The organism is Niveispirillum fermenti (genome assembly GCF_048066175.1).
GTDB lineage: Bacteria > Pseudomonadota > Alphaproteobacteria > Azospirillales > Azospirillaceae > Niveispirillum > Niveispirillum fermenti.
This window is the reverse complement of record NZ_JBLTXA010000019.1, coordinates 32,251-49,507: the sequence shown is the minus strand read 5'-3', so window position 1 is coordinate 49,507 and position 17,257 is coordinate 32,251. Positions and strand designations below refer to the sequence as shown.

The following is a 17,257-nucleotide window of genomic DNA, read 5'->3' as shown; positions in this document are numbered from 1 at the left end:
ATCCTGTTGTCATGAAAAACACTTTGGGCATACCGCATAGGCTTAGGTCAGGGACGGTCGGCTGGACGTTTTCCCGGCCCGGATGGCTTCTGCCCGGTCTGGGCATCGCCATGGCCCTGGCCATGTCCTTCATCATCATGGCCCAGATTTATCTGGATCGCGGTAACGCCCGTATCCGGGCCGAAGCCGAGGCGACCAACCTTGGCAGTGCCATCGCCGGTGATATCGACCGCCACCTGAACCTGTTCCAATTCCTTCTGGGAACCCTGCGCGATACGATCACATCGCCGGCCTTCAGCCAGATACCGCCGGAATTGCGGGAACGGTTCCTGTTCGAACATTCCGCCATACCGCACGAAATGGGCGTGCTGTTCGTAACGGATGCAACGGGCACGATCATGATGGGGGCCGGGGATGGGCTGGTGACGGGCGAAAGCCGGAGCTGGCGGCCCTATTTCGATCATCATCGCCGCCGGAATGATCGTGACCTGCTGATTTCCGGTCCCTATCTGGCCCTGTCGACGGGAGAGCCCGTGCTCATGCTGTCGATGCGGGTCAGCGGTCCGGATGGGTCGTTCCAGGGTGTCGTTGCCGCCTCCATGCGTCTGGAATATTTCGACAGTCTGTTCGCCGACATCACCCTGCCGCCCAATGCCAGCGTCACCCTGCTGCTGAATGGTAGCACCGTGCTGGCCCGCAAGCCGGCCCTTCCGGAAGCAGACGCGGTGATCACCCGGCAGGAAACGGTACTGCTGCCGATTGCAGGCGCCGTGCGATCCGGCCGTCCACAAGCCAGCCGTGTCGATGATCATCTGGTGATCACCACGCCTGTGACCCAATGGCCCTTGCGGCTGGAACTGGCCAAGCCGCTGCACGACATCTATCAGGACTGGCGCGCCAACGCGCTGACCGTGGGTTTTACGGCCGCAGCCCTGCTAGTCGGCTTCGTCACCCTGATCATCAAGGCGCACCTGGATGCCCTGCAGCGCAGCCGGGCTAAAGCCGAACTGGCGGAGGCGAACAGCCGGCTGGAACAATTGGCGACGACCGATCCGTTGACGGGTATCGCCAACCGCCGCATGTTCGACGACCTTATGCGCCGCGAGCAGGCCCGGATATCGCGCAAGCCGCACGACACCGTGGTGATGATGATTGATATCGACCTGTTCAAGCCCTTTAACGACACCTACGGTCACGGGGCCGGCGACGCAGCATTGCGTTCTGTGGCACAGGCTATCGCGGCGGCCGTGCCGCGCGGCGGTGACACCGCAGCCCGTCTGGGGGGCGAGGAATTTGGTGTGCTGCTGACCGACACCGACATGGCGGGCGCCATCACCGTGGCCGAGCGGGTGCATGAACTGGTGGCCGCCATCGGCATCCGGCACGGCGGCAGCCCGCACCAGCATGTCACCGTGTCCATCGGTCTGGCAGGGACCTTTGGTCAGCCGGAGGGCACGACCCTGGAGCAGTTGCTTACACTGGCCGACCGCGCTCTCTATGATGCCAAGCGCAACGGGCGCAACCGCATCGAAATACACCGCCCGCCGGTACCCAGCCTGATACTGGGGGCGGCGGTGTGATCGTCCGGGGCGGATCAGCCGCGATGTCGCAGAAAGAAGATGCGGGCCTGGCTGTAGTCGCGGTGATCCAGCGGATCAAAACCCGGCGGAGGCGCAAAGGCATCGGTTGAAGCCACTTCTACGCAGACCAGGGCGCCCGGTGCCAGCCAGCCGGCTGCCGACAGCGCGGACAGGGCCGGCGGTGCCAGTCCCTGGCCATAGGGCGGGTCCAGAAAGGCCAGACCGGCGGCAAAGGGGGCGGCGGGAGGGCGTCCCGCATCGCCCAGCACGAAGCGGCACTCTCCCGTTTCGCCCAGCATTTCCGCATTGCGCCGCGCCATGTCCAGTGATGGCCGCGCCCGGTCCAGAAAGGCGGCGCGGGCGGCCCCCCGCGACAATGCCTCCAGCCCCAGGGCGCCGGTGCCGCAGAAGGCGTCCAGTACATCCGCCCCTTCCAGCGCGTCGCCGCCATCCGCCATCCAGTCACCATGCGACAGGATGTTGAACAGGGATTGTCGTGTGCGGTCGCTGGTGGGGCGCACATCGGGACCCGACGGTGCCTCCAGCCGGCGCCCGCGATGCCTACCGGCGACGATCCGCACGCGGGCCCCCCTTCGATGCCGGCCGGGCCGGCTTGCCGCCGGGCGACGGCTTCACGGGGGTGCTGGCCGTTTTCGCGGGGGCGGGGCGGGCACTGCGCCGGGGGGCGGGCGCATCGTCGGCAATGTCGCCCTTGGCCAGCACGCGGTCCAGCTTGGCCACGGCACGGCGGGCGCTCTCGCTGAGTTGTGCGGCGGGGCCGCGCTTCGCGGGCTTCGGTGCCTCCACCTCGTCCCGTGGTGCAGCGGGCTTGCGGGCGGGGGCCGGCTTGGCGCGTCCGCCCACCAGCCGTTCCACGCTGTCGCGGGCCTTGGCGGCCGACGGCTTGCGGCCGCCCTTGGTCGCGCCGGCGGGCGCGGCCGGGGCCATGGCCTTGGGCAGGCGGTCATAGCGCATGCGCGGGGCGGCGGCGGGCTGGCCGGCGCTCTCCGTTGTTCCCTCTTCCTGCCCTTCGGGGAAGAAGGCGGGGATCTGGTCGCGCAGCACGCGCCGCGGCACCTCCTCCACGGCGCCCCGTTCCAGCTTGCCCAGCTGGAACGGGCCATAGGCGACGCGGATCAGGCGGCTGACGGGCAGGCCCAGCCATTCAAAGACGCGGCGGACCTCGCGGTTCTTGCCTTCACGCAGGCCCACGGTCAGCCAGGAATTATAACCGACGGTGCGGTCGATCACAGTTTCGATAGGGCCATAGGCAAGCCCCTCCACCACCACGCCCTCGGCCAGCTTGCGCATGGTTTCCGGTGTCGGCACACCATGCACGCGGATGCGGTACCGGCGCAGCCAGCCCGTGGCCGGCAGTTCCAGGTGCCGGGCCAGCGCACCGTCATTGGTCAGCAGCAGCAGCCCTTCCGACGACAGATCCAGCCGGCCGACGGAGATCACGCGCGGCATGTGCGCCGGCAGATGGTCGAACACCGTGGCCCGGCCCTTTTCGTCACGCGCGGACGTCACCAGCCCCTCGGGCTTGTGATAGCGCCACAGGCGCGTCGGTTCCGGTTCCCCGACATTCTGGCCGTCCACCTGGATACGATCGCCGTCACGCACCAGGAAGGCGGCGGTGTCCAGCACCCTGCCATTCACGCGCACCCTGCCGTCGGCGATCCAGCGCTCCGCATCGCGCCGGGAACAGACACCGGCGCGGGCAAGCCGCTTGGCGATGCGCTCCCCACCCGGCAGGTTGGTGGCGTCATCCGTTTCGGCATCATCGGTGCCGTCTTCGACAGGCACCTGACGCAGGGGGTCATAGGAATTCTGGGACATGGGGCCGGAGATTACGCGCAAAGCCCCCCGCCCCGCAAGCGGGCCCCGGCTTGACGGGCGCGACCGTCCCATGCAGCCTTGCGCACATCATGACCGATCCCCGTTTCCGCCCGTCGCCCATGGATATCGCCTTTGCCGAAGCCGCGGCCGCGGCCGTTCGCGGCGAGGTGCCGGTGGGTGCCGTCATCATCGACCCGGCCACGGGGCGCGTGCTGGCTGCCGCCGGCAACCGGACGGAGGAACTGTGCGATCCCACGGCCCATGCAGAGGTGCTGGCCATCCGGCAGGCCGCGGCATTGCTGGGCAGTCCGCGCCTGCCGGGGCTGGATCTTTATGTGACGCTGGAGCCCTGTGCCCTGTGCGCGGCATCGATCAGCTTCGCCCGGCTGCGGCGGCTCTATTTCGGGGCCTATGATCCCAAGGGGGGGGCCGTGGATCATGGCCCGCGCTTTTTCCAGCAACCGACCTGCCACCATGCGCCCGACCATTATGGCGGCCTGGGGGAGGGCAGGGCGGCTGCCCTGCTGCGCGATTTCTTCAAGGACCGGCGCCAGGCCGGTCCCCGGACGGAGGTGACGTGATGAATGACCAGCCCTTTCCCGCAATCATCGCCCTGGCCGACCCCGGTCCGGCGCCCGAAACCTACCGCCCCGCGTCGGACCGGTTGCTGGGCGGCGATCCCGTGCAGACCGTCAGCAACCGGTTCAGCAGCACCGATGGCCGCTTCAACTGCGGTATCTGGACGGGCGCCGTCGGCGCCTGGCGCGTCGTCTTCACGGAGAACGAGTTCTGCCATCTGCTGGAAGGGCTGGTCGTGGTGACGGGCGATGACGGTTCCAGCCGCACCTTCAGGGCTGGCGACGCCTTCATCATGCCGGCCGGCTTCACCGGCGTCTGGGATATCAGGGAGCCGGCGCGCAAATATTACGCGGTCTACGAGTAACCGTGGCTCAACCATCCACCAGTTCGATTCGGAGCCGTCATTTGCGAGGGGGAGCGATCCGGGCGTTGTGCTCTTATATACCCAAATGACCAGAGAATCCTCGAAATCTCTTGTTTAAGCCTCTGAAAATCAAGGAAAATGTGAGATCTCTCCTGGGATTCTCTGAGGGCAGCGGTGTACCTTAGGCCCGGTGATCGCAACCGATCACCGGCCTCAACCGCCGCCGCCCACATTCGTGGGCTTGGCTACGCCCCCACGGCCGCCTTCCCCTCCACCCCCAGCGCCTTCAGCGCCGTGGCCACGATGTCGCGGGCGGTCAGGCCGGCTTGCTCGTATTGCTTCGCCGGACTGTCATGATCCTGATAGGTGTCGGGCAGGACCATGGGGCGGACCTTGCAACCCAGATCCAGCAGGCCGCTGGTCGCCAGGTGGTGCAGCACATGGCTGCCGAAGCCGCCGATGCTGCCTTCCTCGATGGTGATCAGCACCTCATGGTCCCGGACCAGCCGTTCCACCAGTTCCATGTCGATGGGCTTGGCGAACCGGGCATCGGCGACGGTGGTGGACAGACCGAGGGCGGCCAGATCTTCTGCCGCCTTCTGCGCCTCCGCCAGACGCGCCCCCAGTGACAGGATGGCGACCTTCGATCCTTCGCGGATGACACGGCCCTTGCCGATGGCCAGGGGCAGGCCCTGTTCGGGCATTTCCACGCCCACGCCTTCGCCGCGCGGATAGCGCACGGCGATGGGGCCGGCATCATGGGCGGCACAGGTTGCCACCATATGCACCAGTTCCGCCTCGTCCGCCGCGGCCATCACCACCATGTTGGGCAGGCAGGCCAGATAGGCCACGTCGAAGGCGCCGGCATGGGTGGCCCCATCGGCCCCGACCAGGCCGGCGCGGTCGATGGCGAAGCGCACGGGCAGGTTCTGCAATGCCACGTCATGGACCAACTGGTCATAGCCGCGCTGCAGGAAGGTGGAATAGATGGCGCAGAAGGGCTTGAACCCCTCGGTGGCCATGCCGGCCGCGAAGGTCACGGCGTGCTGTTCGGCGATGGCCACGTCGAAGCTGCGCTTGGGGAATTTCTGCTCGAACAGGTCCAGCCCGGTGCCCGACGGCATGGCAGCCGTGATGGCGACGATCTTCTCGTCCCTGGCGGCTTCCTTGATCAGGCTTTCGGCGAAGACACGGGTGTAGGACGGGGCATTGGCCTTGGGCTTGGCCTGGGTGCCCGTGATCACATCGAATTTGCCCACGGCGTGCAGCTTGTCGGCCGATGCCTCGGCCGGGGCGTAGCCCTTGCCCTTCTGCGTCACGCAATGGATCAGGACGGGGCCACCTGTCGGATCGTCGCGGACATTTTCCAGGACCGGCAGCAGATGGTCCAGATTATGGCCGTCGATGGGCCCGACATAATAGAAGCCCAGTTCCTCGAACAGCGTGCCGCCGGTCACCATGCCCCTGGCATATTCCTCCGCCCGGCGGGCGGCGTTCAGCAGGGGGCGGGGCAAGTGTTCGGCCACCTGCTTGGAGAAATCCCGGAACCCGCGGTAGGATTTGGAGGAGATCAGCCGCGACAGATAGCCCGACAGCGCGCCCACAGGCGGCGCGATGGACATGTCGTTGTCATTCAGGATGACGACCAGCCGCGATTGCAGGGCACCAGCATTGTTCATGGCTTCATACGCCATGCCGGCCGACAGGGCCCCGTCGCCGATGACGGCCACGACATTGTTGGTCCGCCCGGCCAGATCGCGCGCGGCCGCCATGCCCAGCCCGGCGGAGATGGAGGTGGAGCTGTGCGCCGTGCCGAACGGGTCGTACTCGCTCTCCGACCGCTTGGTGAAGCCGGAAAGGCCGCCGCCCATGCGCAGGGTGCGGATACGGTCGCGCCGCCCCGTCAGGATCTTGTGCGGATAGGCCTGATGGCCCACATCCCAGATCAGCCGGTCGTCCGGCGTGTCGAAGCAGTAATGGATGGCGACGGTCAGCTCCACCACCCCCAGTCCGGCGCCCAGATGGCCACCCGTCACCGACACCGCGTCGATGGTTTCCTGCCGCAACTCATCGGCAAGCTGGCGCAATTGCGTGGGTGCCAGCCGGCGCAGATCGGCGGGGATATTGACCTGGTCCAACAACGGCGTCTTCGACTGGGACATGGTCCCTTCCTCTTTTTCTGTTTCCACCAGCGCCCCTTGAACGCCGGGCACCGCCGGTCTGCGGCCCCCGGGTGTCATCCGCGATGGCGGCTGCCCTTATGCACGCCGCTCGACCACATAATGCGCCACCTGACGCAGCATTTCAGCCCGGTCCCCGAATATCTCCAGGTGCTGGGCCGCCTGACCGGCCAGCCGGCGCGCCTGGTCGCGGGCCCGCTCCACGCCCAGGATGGACACGAATGTGGCTTTTCCTGCGACGTTGTCCCTGCCCACGGGCTTGCCCACCTCTTCCTGGCTGCCTTCGACATCCAGCAGGTCGTCGGCAATCTGGAAGGCCAGGCCCAGATCGTGGGCATAGGCCTGCAGCGCATGGTGCTGCGGCGAGCCGGCCCGGCCCAGAATGGCGCCGGCCACGGCGGAAAAGGCGATCATCTCCCCCGTCTTCAGGCGCTGGAGCCGCGTGATGGCCCCGATATCCAGTGGTGTCGTCTCCGCGATCAGGTCCAGCATCTGTCCGCCGACCATGCCCCTGGGCCCGGCGGCCTTGGCCAGACCGGCCACAAGCCGGCAGCGCACCTGTGCATCCTCATGCGTTTCGGGATTGGCCAGAATCTCGAACGCCTGGGTCAGCAATGCGTCGCCGGCCAGGATCGCCGTCGCCTCATCGAATTCCAGATGCACCGTCTTGCGGCCCCGCCGCAACTCGCTGTCGTCCATGGCCGGCAGATCGTCATGGATCAGGCTGTAGCAATGGATGAACTCCACCGCGGCGGCCGTGCGCAGCGCACAGGCCGGGTTCACCCCGAACATGCGGGCGCTTTCCATCACCAGGAAGGGCCGCAGCCGCTTGCCTCCGCCCAGGCAACCATAGCGCATGGCGTCGAACAGCCGCGCTTCCATGAGGCTGGTGCGGGGCAGCAGCACCTCGATGGCGGCTTCCACCTGTTCGACGGTATCCGCCATGGCGGTGGTCAATGTCTTGGGCAATGACGGCATCAAGGGGACCTCAATCCAGGCGGGCAGGTTCGGCGCTGATGGTGCCATCGGCGGCGATGGTGATGCGGTCCACCTTGGCCTGCGCCTCGCGCAGCTTGGCTTCGCAATGCCGTTTCAGCCAGGTGCCGCGTTCGTAAGACTGGATGGCGTCGTCCAGCTTGGCCTTGCCCTCCTCCAACTGGCGGACGATCCGCTCCAGCTCGGCAAGCGCATCTTCGAAGGAGAGCGCGGCGATATCGGGGGGCAGGGTCTGGTCGGTCATGGCATCGCATTGGCTTTCGGAAGGCCGGACTGTATGTCCCCCGGCCCGCCGGTTCAAGTGCCACGCATGGCCGAAGGCGTCAGGCCACCATCAGGGTCTTTACATGTGCGGCCGTCGCACTGGCCAGCGCGCGCAGGTCGTACCCACCCTCCAGCACGGAAACGATGCGGCCGCGGGCATGGCGGTCCGCCACCTCGATCAGTTTGCCTGTGACCCAGACAAAATCATCGTCTGTCAGGTCCAGCCCCCCGACCGGGTCGCGCATATGGGCATCGAACCCGGCGGAAATCATCAGCAGGTCGGGCCGGAAGGCATCCAGCGCCGGGATCATCTGGGCCTGGATGGCATGGCGGAATTCGGGGCTGCCGGACATGGGCGGCAGGCAGGCATTCACGATATTCCCGAAATCGCCTTTCTCCCGCACGGACCCCGTGCCGGGATAAAGCGGCCATTGGTGGGTGGAGCCATAGAACAGGTCCGCGTCGTGCTGGCAGAAGGTTTGTGTGCCATTGCCGTGATGCACATCGAAATCGACGATGGCCACCCGTTGAACGCGATGGATGGCACGGGCATGGGCCGCCCCGACCGCGATATTATTGAACAGGCAGAAGCCCATCGCCTGGTCAGGCTCGGCATGGTGGCCGGGCGGGCGCACGGCGCAGAACGCATTGCGCGCCTGTCCCCCGCACACGGCATCGACGGCGGCGACCACGGCGCCCGCCGCCCGCAGGGCGGCCGTGCCCGTGCCGGGCGACAGCACGGTGTCGGCATCGATGCTGCCATGGCCTTGGGCCGGAATGGCATCCAGCAGGGCCGTGACATGGGCCGCGGGATGCACGCGCTCCAACTGTTCGCGGGTGGCCAGCGGCGCGTCGCGCCGGTCCAGGAACATGAAGACCTCGTCCTCCAGCGCCGACAGCACGACGCGCAGCCGGTCGGCGCATTCGGGATGGCCATAGCCCGTGTCATGTTCAAGGCAGTCGGAATGCGAGAAAAGCAGCGTGTTCATCCGGCGTCACGTCCCCCTGGTCGGTTCTCCGCCCGCCTGATTAACGCCGGCGGGCACGCCAGGATATCATGGGGGCGGATGCCGGTCGTCGTCATTGCGGCAGATCATCAGGCCGGCGCATGGCCGCCTCGCCGTATGCGAAAACGTGTCGCATCACCGCCGGCCGCCGGCCCCAAGGCATCGGTGCCCAGCAGGATGTGTCCGCCTTCCCGGCAGAAGGTGGCGAAATCCTTCTGTGCCGCCTTGTCTGTGGCGGTCACGTGCAGAATCTGGCCCGGCTGCATGGCGCGCAGCGCCTTGGCCGCACGCAGCACCGGCATGGGGCATTTCAGGCCCGTGCAGTCCAGCGTGAGGTCGGCTTGCATGCCGGTGCTGTCCATCTGACCGTTTCCCTGGCTGGAATTTTATCGTCCCGGCGGGCTTGACGCCCTGCCCCCGCGATACAGTTAAAGCCCTATGAATGCGCCTGTCCTGCCTGTCAAGACCACCGATGCGGCCGCCCTGCTGAAGGCAATGGGCAATGAACGACGCCTGTGCGTGCTGTTGCATCTTGCCGAAGGCGAGAAGGCGGTGGGCGAACTGGAAACCCTTGTCGGCCTGTCACAATCGGCGCTGAGCCAGCATCTGGCCCTGCTGCGGCTGGAGGGTATGGTCCAGACCCGCCGTCAGGCGCAGACCATCTTCTACAGCCTGCGGGGGGAGGCGGTGACCGCCGTCCTGTCCCTCCTGGCGCGTATCTATCCGGTCGATGCCGATCCCATGGCCGACGATGGTCACGCCGCACCGGCGCCGATCAGGCGTCCGGCCGCGGCCGCTGGCATGGGCCGGCCGTAAAGGAAGCCCTGCAGGAAGCCGCAGCCCAGACGCGCCAGCTCATCCGCCTGCTCCTGCGTTTCCACGCCTTCCGCCACGACTTCCAGCGACAATTGCTGGGCCAGGGCCAGCATGGTGCGCAGGATGGTCCGGCTTTCGAACCGGTCGATCATGCTGGACACGAAGGCCCGGTCCACCTTCAGGAAATCGAAGGGCAGGGTCTGGAGGTAGGCCAGGTTGGAATAGCCCGTGCCGAAATCATCCATGCAGAGACGGATGCCCAGCCCGCGCAGGCCCGTCAGGATTTCCGCGGCGTGGCCCGGATCACCGATGATGGTGCTTTCCGTCACTTCCAGCTTCAGCAGCGTCGGATCGACGCCCGTCTCCCGGATCACGCAGCGCACATGGTCCAGAAAGCCGGGCTCGGACAATTGCGCGGCGGAAATGTTGACGCTGACCCAGACCGGGCGGCCGGCGGCCCGCGTCCACGTGGCCGTCTGTTCGGCCGCGGCGCGCATCACCCAGGTGCCGATGGGCACGATCAGGCCCGTTTCCTCCGCTGTGGGGATGAAGGCAGCGGGTATCACCACCCCGCGCGACGGATGATTCCAGCGCACCAGCGCCTCGAACGCCACCACCTCGCGCGTTCCGGCATCGACGATGGGCTGGTAATAAAGCTCGAACTGACCCTGTTTCAGCGCACTGCCCAGTTCCATGGTCAGGCCCAGCCGGCCGCCATCAAGCGGCTCCGCGCCGATCACCACCTCCTGCAGGCGGCCGAAGGCGCGCTTGGATGCCTGCATGCTTTCTTCCGCCCGGGCCAGCAATTCCTCGCCATGCCGGCCCATGCAGTTGCACCAGGCCAGACCGGGCGAGGACATGGGATGCACCTCCCGCCCGGCCAGAACCAAGGGCTCGCTGACGGCGCTGGCGGCAGCGTGCAACTGGTCCCTGGCTTCGGCCAGCCGGGGGGAGCCGGGCAGCAGCAGGGCGAACTGGTCGCCGCCCGTGCGGGCGCAGACCGCGCCGGGGCCGGCGGCGTCCAGGATGCGCCGCGCCGTGGTGGTCAACAGCCGGTCGCCGCTGGCCACGCCCAGTTCCTGGTTGATGTCGCGGAAATGCCGCAGGTCGATGATGCCCACGGCGGCGCTTTCCACCCCGCCATGCTGCAATTCCTCCAGCCGTGCCTCGATCGCCTGGATGAAGCCGACCCGGTTCAGCAGGCCCGTGGCGCGGTCATGCGTGCGGTCCTTCGACAATTGTGCCACTAGCCGGGCATTCTCCAGCGCCACCGCCACCGTGCGCGCGAACAGGGCCATCATGCCGGCCTGGGGCATGCGGCCGGCCGGCAGGTTGGCCAGATGCAGCACGATCGCCGTTTCGTCCGACAGCGCGGCCGCGATCGCGAACCAGTCGTCGCCGCCCACCGGGCCGTCGGCCGTCAGGGCGCGGACGACCTGCTGTCCGCGTTCCGCCGGGACCAGATGCGACAGCAGGCCGGGAGCCAGCGGACCGCCATGCCCGCCCGTGCCGGCCAGCACCAGCGGTTCCCCCGTGGGCACGCCGCCCACCAGCTCGCCGCGGACCAGCAATCCCACCGTTCCCGGCCCGGCCAGGGCGCACAGGTCCTGCACCGCGATGGCGGCCAGGATGTCGGGGTCGCGTTCACCGAACAGGCGGGCCGTGGCGTCCAGGACGCGGGTCAGCCCGGCACGGTTATCCGCCAGTGCGCGGACCTGCTCATAGGCACGCAGGGCCGTGTAGACGGAGGTCCACAGCCGTCGCGCCGTCAACTCGTCCTTGGCGCGGTAATCATTGATGTCGTAGCGCTCCACCACCTCGCGCTCGGGCGCCTGTCCCGGCTGGCCTGTGCGCAGGATGATGCGGACATGGTGGTTGCCCAATTCCTCGCGCACGGCGCGCGCAAGGGTCAGGCCGGCATCATCCTTCTCCATCACCACATCCAGCAGGATCAGGGCGATATCGGGATAGACGGCCAGCATCTGCCGCGCCTCTGCCGCTGAATAGGCGGACAGGAACAGCAGGCGGCGGCCATCGTGCCGCATGTCACGCAGCGCCAGCCGCGTGACATTATGGACGGACGGGTCGTCATCGGCGATCAGGACCAGCCAGGGGGGCAGTTCGGGCGCCGCGGGCTCCCCCGTCGGCTCGGCCGCGAAATCAACCAGATCGTCCACCATTTCGCGACCGCCCCCCAACCTTGTCCATGGCGCCCCACGCCCTGGACGATCTGTTCCCGCTCTGCAACGATCGTCTCTGTTTCTCAAGGCTCCGCAAGGTAGATGAATTTATGGCGCCGCGCCATACGACCGTTCAGGCCACGCCCGCGCATTCCGGCTCCCCGGTTGCACGCCGGTGGCGGTGCTGGCATCGCGGCCCGCTTCCATGTCATGCTGTCCGCCACCGTTCCCGCCCTTGCCGGTGCCCCATCGCATCATGGAACCCCTGATCAACACCTTGCTGGCCGTCGCCGGATTGCTGGGGCTGGTCAGCCTGCTGCCGCCACTGGCCCAGCGTCTGCGCCTGCCCTACACGGTTGTGCTGGCGGCGCTGGGCGTCGGCTTCGGCCTGCTGCTGCACGGATCGGGGTCGCTGTTCGGCGAGGGGACGGGACCGTTCAACGCCTTCATCCATGCGGTGGGGGAGGTGGAGCTGACCTCGTCGGCCTTCCTCTATATCTTCCTGCCCATCCTGCTGTTCGAAACCGCGCTGGGCGTGGATGTGCGGCGCATGATGGACGATCTGGGGCCCATCCTGCTGCTGGCCGTCGTGGCCGTGCTGATCGCCACGCTGATTTCCGGCCTGGCCATGTGGTGGGTGTGGGGTATCTGGCACGGGATGCCGACGCAGAAGGCCCTGATCATCTGCCTGCTGCTGGCCAGTATCATCGCCACCACCGATCCCGCCGCCGTCGTCGGCATCTTCCGCGACCTGGGCGCGCCCCGGCGGCTGACCATTCTGGTGGAAGGCGAAAGCCTGTTCAACGATGCCGCCGCCATCGTCCTGTTCACCTTGTTGCTGGGATTGCTGACCCAGGGCGGGGAACCGGACCTGGGGCAGGCCACTTCCGACTTCATTGTCAAATTCGCGGGCGGCGTCGTGGTGGGCTGGGCCATGGCCTGGGCCGCGGCCCTGATCATCACGCCGTTGCGGGGCCAGACCCTGTCGGAAATCACGCTGACCCTGACGCTGGCCTATCTCACCTTCATCCTTGGGGAACATTTCCTGGGGGTGTCGGGCGTGGTGGCCGTGGTGGTGGCGGGTCTGGTCATGGCGTCGTCGGGCCGCACACGGGTCAGCCCGGAAAGCTGGGCCAGCCTGGACCAGGTATGGAAGCAGTTGGGATTCTGGGCCAATTCCCTGATCTTCCTGTTCGCGTCGATGCTGGTGCCGCCGACCTTGATGAATGCGAAATGGAGCCATTTTGCCCTGCTGGGGGCGCTGATCGTGTCAGCACTGGTGGCCCGCGCGCTGGTGATCTTCGGGTTGCTGCCCATGCTGGCCTGGATCGGTGCCAGCGACCGGATCGGCAACCGGTTCCGCATCGTCATGACCTGGGGCGGGTTGCGTGGTGCCGTATCGCTGGCACTGGCGCTGGCCGTGACCGAGCATCCGCAGCTTCCCGTCTATATCAAGGAGCATGTAGCCGTCGTCGTCACCGGGTTCGTGCTGTTCACCCTGTTCGTGCAGGGTACGACACTGCGGCCGCTGATCAGGCTTTTGAAGCTGGACCGGCTGACGCCGGTGGAACTGAACCTGCGCAACCGGGCCGTCGGCCTGTCGCTGACCAATGTCCGCCGCGACCTGGAGGAAGTGGCCAAGCGGTTCGGCTTTCCGGTCGAACATGCGGTGGAGCCCCTGCTGGAGCGTGGCGCCGAACTGGCGCAGGAGCAGCTGGATCTGGAAAGCCGCTATGGCGCACTGTCGCCGGATGACAAGGTCTATATCGGCCTCTCCACCCTGGCCCGGTACGAGGAACAGCGGTTCCTGTCCTATTTCCGCGACGGTGTCATTTCCCGCCTGTCGGTGCAGACGCTGACGGCCGCCGCGGGGCGCCTGCAGGATGCGCTGAAGACGGGTGGGGCCGCAGCCTATGAGAAGGTGGCGGCCAAGCAGTTGCGGCCGGGCCGGTCGCTGCGGCTGGCCCTCTGGCTGCATCGGCGGTTCGGCCTGGAACGGCCGGTGTCGGCGCGGCTGTCGGAGCGCTATGCCATGCTGACCGCCCTGCGTTTCTGCCTGAAGGAGACGATGGAGTTCACCGGGGACCGCCTGGTGCCCATGCTGGGCAAGGCCACGGCCGACGCCGTGCGGACCCGGCTGGTCCAGCGCCTCAAGATCGTGGACGAGGCATTGGATTCCATCCGGCTGCAATACCCGGCCTATCTGGACGCCGTGCAGTCGCAGTACCTGATCCGCGCGGGCCTGCGGATGGAGGAAAGATCGACCCAGTCCCTGTTCGAGGAGGCGCTGATCAGCCGCGAGATCCTGAACGACCTGGAACGTGACCTGCGGGAGCGCTGGCAGGGTGTCAGCAAGCCGCCGCAACTCGACCTGGGGCTGGCCACGCATGAACTGGTGGCCCGCGTGCCGCTGTTCACCGGTCTGGCGCCCGACCGGCTGGCGCAGATCGAACGGCTGCTGAAGCCGCGACTCTATTTCCCCGGTCAGCCCATCGTGCGCAAGGGGGAGCGGGGCGACACGGTCTATTTCATCTCTTCAGGTGCCGTCGCCGTGCATGTGCCGGGGCTGGAGGCGCCGATCCGCCTGGGCAGCGGCGATTTCTTCGGCGAGATTTCGCTGGTGCTGGACCAGCCGCGCAATGCCGACGTCACGGCCATCGCCTATTGCCGGCTTCTGCTGCTGGATCGCCGCGATTTCAACCGTCTCTACACCACCGATCCCGACCTGAAGCGCCACATCGACAGCGCCATCGAAAGGCGCCTGTCCGCCTGATTACGGCTCCATCACTCATACTATTTTGCGGTGACCAGAACCTATTGGTTCTGGTCACCGCCCTCAATTGCCGGCGCCGCATCTGCGGCTTCACGCGGCTTTCCAGTCAAAGGAGAACCGCTCTATACCCGTGCCATGAAGATGAGCGGATAGGGCTTTCCCCCATGATCGATGGGGGAACGGCCCACGACGCGGAAGCCCAGGGTGCGGTAGAAGGTTACCGCGCCGGGGTTCTGGGCATTCACATCGACCAGCAATTGCGCATGCAGACTGGCCGCATGGTCGATCAGCCGGCGGCCGACACCGGTGCGGTGGAAGGCGGGATGGACGAAAAGCGCATCGATCTTGGGGCCCGTCAATCCCATGAAGCCGGTGGCCGTCCCATCCTCCAGTGTTGCCAGCCAGACGGGAACCTGCGGCAGATAGAGGGTCAGCAGCAGGTTTTCATAGAAATCCAGGTCGGCCGGCGCCACGAAGCCATGCGTGGCATCGACGGCGGCGCGCCAGACGGCATGGATGGCGGCGACATCGTCGGGTGTGGAAAGGCGCAGGGCGGGCAGGGGCATCGGGATCCGGGCACTAATGGAAAGGGCCGGCCCGTCACCGGGCCGGCCCCTGCATGCTTGCCGAAAAAGGGCCGGATTACCAGACCTTGCATGCCTTGGCGCCGCGCACCATGGCGTCATCGGGCTTGCAATTGAAGGCCTTGGCGAATTCCGGCATGTTGGCCACCGTACCGTTGACGCGATAGCGGGCGGCCGAATGCGGGTCCGTCTGCGCCCGCAGCCGTTCCGCCTCGGGCCGGGCGGAGGAACACCAGACCCCGGCCCAGCCATAGAACAGCTTCTGTTCCGCGCTCAGCCCATCGGCCCCGCGCGCGCTCAGGGCGTTCTGCCCACCCAGGCGGTTGCGAAGGGCGGCCAGCGCCAGACGCAGGCCGCCATTGTCGGCCGTGTTCTCCCCCAGCGTCAGCTTGCCGTTCAGGGGGGTGTCGCCGGCCACAGTATAGGCGCCGTACTGGTCCACCAGGCATTGCGCCTTCTCGTTGAACCGCGTGGCGTCGGCCTCCGTCCACCAATCCTTCAGGTTGCCGTGGGCATCGAAGGCGCGGCCCTGATCATCGAACCCATGGGTCATCTCGTGCCCGATGACGGCGCCGATGGCGCCGTAGTTCAACCCATCGTCGGCCTTGAAGTCGAAGAAGGGCGGCTGCAGGATGCCGGCCGGGAAATTGATGTTGTTCTGGCTGGGATCATAATAGGCGTTCACGGTGGGTGGCGTCATGTACCATTCGTTCTTGTCCACCTTCTTGCCGATCTTGGCGTTCTGATAGGCATTCTCGAAGGCGGCGGACCGGAACAGGTTGCCCAGCAGCGCGTCCCTGGCGACGGTCAGCGCCGTATAGTCGCGCCACTGGTCGGGATAGCCGATCTTCTGGGCCATGGCGTCCAGCTTCTCCAGGGCCTTGGCCTTGGTTTCCGGCCCCATCCAGTCCAGATCCCGGATTTCCTGCGCATAGGCGGCGCGCAGATCGTCCAGCATGACCAGCATGCGCTTTTTGTGTTCCGGCCCAAAGGCGCTTTCCACGTAATGGCGGCCCAGATCCTCGCCCAGCGCGTTGTCCGCGGCGTCGGTGCAGCGCTTCCAGCGCGGCCGCAATTCCTGCGCGCCCGACAGGGTCTTGCCGTAGAACGCGAAATTCTCCTCCACGAAGGGCTTCGACAGCCACGGGGAAGACCGGCGCAGTGCCTGCCAGGTGAAATAGGTGCGGATATCGCCCAGGTCGCTGTCGGCGACCGTCTTGTCCAGGTTCGTGAAGAAGCCGGGATCGTTGACATTCATCTCGGTGAAAGCCGGAGCGCCCACCGTCCTGACATAGGCGGCCCAGTCCACGCCCGCATGTCCGGCCGCGAAATCCTTCAGCGTCGTGGGATTGTCCAGCCGGCTGGTGTCGCGCCGTTCCACCTTGGGCATCGTGCCCGTGGCCAGCTTCCTCTCGAACGCCATCACGGCTGCTGCCTTGCGCGCTGCCGTGGCGGCATCGTCGCCGGCCAGGGTGAAAATGGCGGCTACATGCTTCTCATAGGCCGCCCGCAGCGTCACCGACCGCTCATCATCCTTCAGGTAGAGATCGCGGTCGGGCAGCCCCAGGCCACCCTGGTCGAAGGCGGCGATGGTGTCCTCTGCCCTGGCGAAGCTCTGCTGCGGGCCGAAGCTGAACAGGGCGTTTACCCCGGCGTCGTGCAGCACGGCCACAAGACCGGCGACCTGCTTCTTGTCCTTCAGGGCGGCGATCCGGTCCAGCAGCGGCTTCACCGGTGCCAGCCCCGCCTTGTCGACGGCGGCCTCGTCCATGCAGGCGGCATAGAAGGCGCCGATCTTGGCCGTGCCCGGTTCGGTGCCGGCGGCTGCCTTCTCCAGGATGGCGTGCAGCAGGTTCTGGTTGCTCTGCTGCAGCGCGTCGAAGGTGCCCCAGCGGGCCCGGTCGGCCGGGATGGGGTTCTCCTTGATCCAGGGGCCGCAGGCATGCAGGAAGAAATCATCGCAGGGGCTGATGCCGGGATCGACGGCCGGCGTGCTGGAAGCTTGCGCCATCGCGGGCTGGCCCAGACCCATCAACAGGGTCAGGCCGAGGGCGCCCAGGCAGGTGCTGGCGGACAGGCCCTTCATGCTGTTCAC

General features: G+C 66.9%; 15 protein-coding genes. 5 read left to right on the top strand and 10 right to left on the bottom strand.

What is annotated here, in order from left to right:
- Window positions 1-110: 110 nt before the first annotated feature.
- Window positions 111-1,580, top strand: a complete 1,470-nt coding sequence (locus tag ACM9LZ_RS17300) for a sensor domain-containing diguanylate cyclase (RefSeq protein ID WP_416620752.1) — start codon at window positions 111-113, stop codon at window positions 1,578-1,580.
- Between the two features lie 14 nt (window positions 1,581-1,594).
- Here ACM9LZ_RS17300 and ACM9LZ_RS17295 read toward each other — a convergent pair whose 3' ends face one another.
- A complete protein-coding gene (locus ACM9LZ_RS17295; protein ID WP_416620751.1) occupies window positions 1,595-2,161 on the bottom strand; it encodes an RsmD family RNA methyltransferase in 567 nt (188 codons plus the stop codon).
- The gene (locus ACM9LZ_RS17290; RefSeq protein ID WP_416620750.1) at window positions 2,142-3,419 is read right to left on the bottom strand and encodes a pseudouridine synthase; all 1,278 of its coding nucleotides are present in this window, start codon (window positions 3,417-3,419) and stop codon (window positions 2,142-2,144) included. The genes ACM9LZ_RS17295 and ACM9LZ_RS17290 overlap by 20 nt, the downstream gene beginning before the upstream one ends.
- Window positions 3,420-3,538: 119 nt before the next feature.
- Between ACM9LZ_RS17290 and ACM9LZ_RS17285 the strand changes: the two genes are divergently transcribed.
- The gene (locus ACM9LZ_RS17285; RefSeq protein ID WP_416620779.1) at window positions 3,539-4,000 is read left to right on the top strand and encodes a nucleoside deaminase; all 462 of its coding nucleotides are present in this window, start codon (window positions 3,539-3,541) and stop codon (window positions 3,998-4,000) included.
- Window positions 4,000-4,362 (top strand): cupin domain-containing protein, encoded by a 363-nt coding sequence (locus ACM9LZ_RS17280; protein ID WP_416620749.1) that lies wholly within the window; start codon window positions 4,000-4,002, stop codon window positions 4,360-4,362. The genes ACM9LZ_RS17285 and ACM9LZ_RS17280 overlap by 1 nt, the downstream gene beginning before the upstream one ends.
- Window positions 4,363-4,607: 245 nt before the next feature.
- Here the strand turns inward: ACM9LZ_RS17280 and dxs are convergent, their stop codons facing one another.
- The 5 genes from dxs to ACM9LZ_RS17255 form a co-directional block, all read right to left on the bottom strand.
- Window positions 4,608-6,524 carry a 1-deoxy-D-xylulose-5-phosphate synthase gene (gene dxs, locus ACM9LZ_RS17275; protein WP_416620748.1) on the bottom strand — a complete coding sequence of 639 codons (1,917 nt, stop codon included), beginning with the start codon at window positions 6,522-6,524 and terminating at the stop codon, window positions 4,608-4,610.
- 96 nt (window positions 6,525-6,620) lie between these two features.
- Window positions 6,621-7,520: a polyprenyl synthetase family protein gene (locus tag ACM9LZ_RS17270; protein ID WP_416620747.1), complete on the bottom strand. Its 900-nt coding sequence runs from the start codon at window positions 7,518-7,520 to the stop codon at window positions 6,621-6,623.
- Between the two features lie 10 nt (window positions 7,521-7,530).
- Window positions 7,531-7,782 carry an exodeoxyribonuclease VII small subunit gene (locus tag ACM9LZ_RS17265; protein ID WP_416620746.1) on the bottom strand — a complete coding sequence of 84 codons (252 nt, stop codon included), beginning with the start codon at window positions 7,780-7,782 and terminating at the stop codon, window positions 7,531-7,533.
- A gap of 79 nt (window positions 7,783-7,861) precedes the next feature.
- The gene (locus ACM9LZ_RS17260) at window positions 7,862-8,791 is read right to left on the bottom strand and encodes a histone deacetylase family protein (protein WP_416620745.1); all 930 of its coding nucleotides are present in this window, start codon (window positions 8,789-8,791) and stop codon (window positions 7,862-7,864) included.
- Between the two features lie 107 nt (window positions 8,792-8,898).
- Window positions 8,899-9,156, bottom strand: coding sequence for a sulfurtransferase TusA family protein (locus ACM9LZ_RS17255; RefSeq protein WP_416620744.1), 258 nt, complete (start codon window positions 9,154-9,156; stop codon window positions 8,899-8,901).
- 91 nt (window positions 9,157-9,247) lie between these two features.
- On the opposite strand from ACM9LZ_RS17255, the gene ACM9LZ_RS17250 reads away from it, so the two are divergent.
- Complete coding sequence (locus ACM9LZ_RS17250; protein ID WP_416620743.1) at window positions 9,248-9,625, top strand: ArsR/SmtB family transcription factor; 378 nt, start codon at window positions 9,248-9,250, stop codon at window positions 9,623-9,625.
- On the opposite strand, the gene ACM9LZ_RS17245 is transcribed toward ACM9LZ_RS17250, so the two are convergent.
- Window positions 9,565-11,805: a GGDEF/EAL domain-containing response regulator gene (locus tag ACM9LZ_RS17245; RefSeq protein ID WP_416620742.1), complete on the bottom strand. Its 2,241-nt coding sequence runs from the start codon at window positions 11,803-11,805 to the stop codon at window positions 9,565-9,567. The genes ACM9LZ_RS17250 and ACM9LZ_RS17245 overlap by 61 nt on opposite strands.
- Window positions 11,806-12,061: 256 nt before the next feature.
- Between ACM9LZ_RS17245 and ACM9LZ_RS17240 the strand changes: the two genes are divergently transcribed.
- Window positions 12,062-14,578: a cation:proton antiporter gene (locus tag ACM9LZ_RS17240; protein ID WP_416620741.1), complete on the top strand. Its 2,517-nt coding sequence runs from the start codon at window positions 12,062-12,064 to the stop codon at window positions 14,576-14,578.
- Window positions 14,579-14,700: 122 nt separating this feature from the next.
- Here the strand turns inward: ACM9LZ_RS17240 and ACM9LZ_RS17235 are convergent, their stop codons facing one another.
- Window positions 14,701-15,144 (bottom strand): acetyltransferase, encoded by a 444-nt coding sequence (locus ACM9LZ_RS17235; protein WP_416620740.1) that lies wholly within the window; start codon window positions 15,142-15,144, stop codon window positions 14,701-14,703.
- Window positions 15,145-15,220: 76 nt separating this feature from the next.
- A complete protein-coding gene (locus ACM9LZ_RS17230; RefSeq protein ID WP_416620739.1) occupies window positions 15,221-17,248 on the bottom strand; it encodes a M13 family metallopeptidase in 2,028 nt (675 codons plus the stop codon).
- Window positions 17,249-17,257 lie beyond the last annotated feature (9 nt).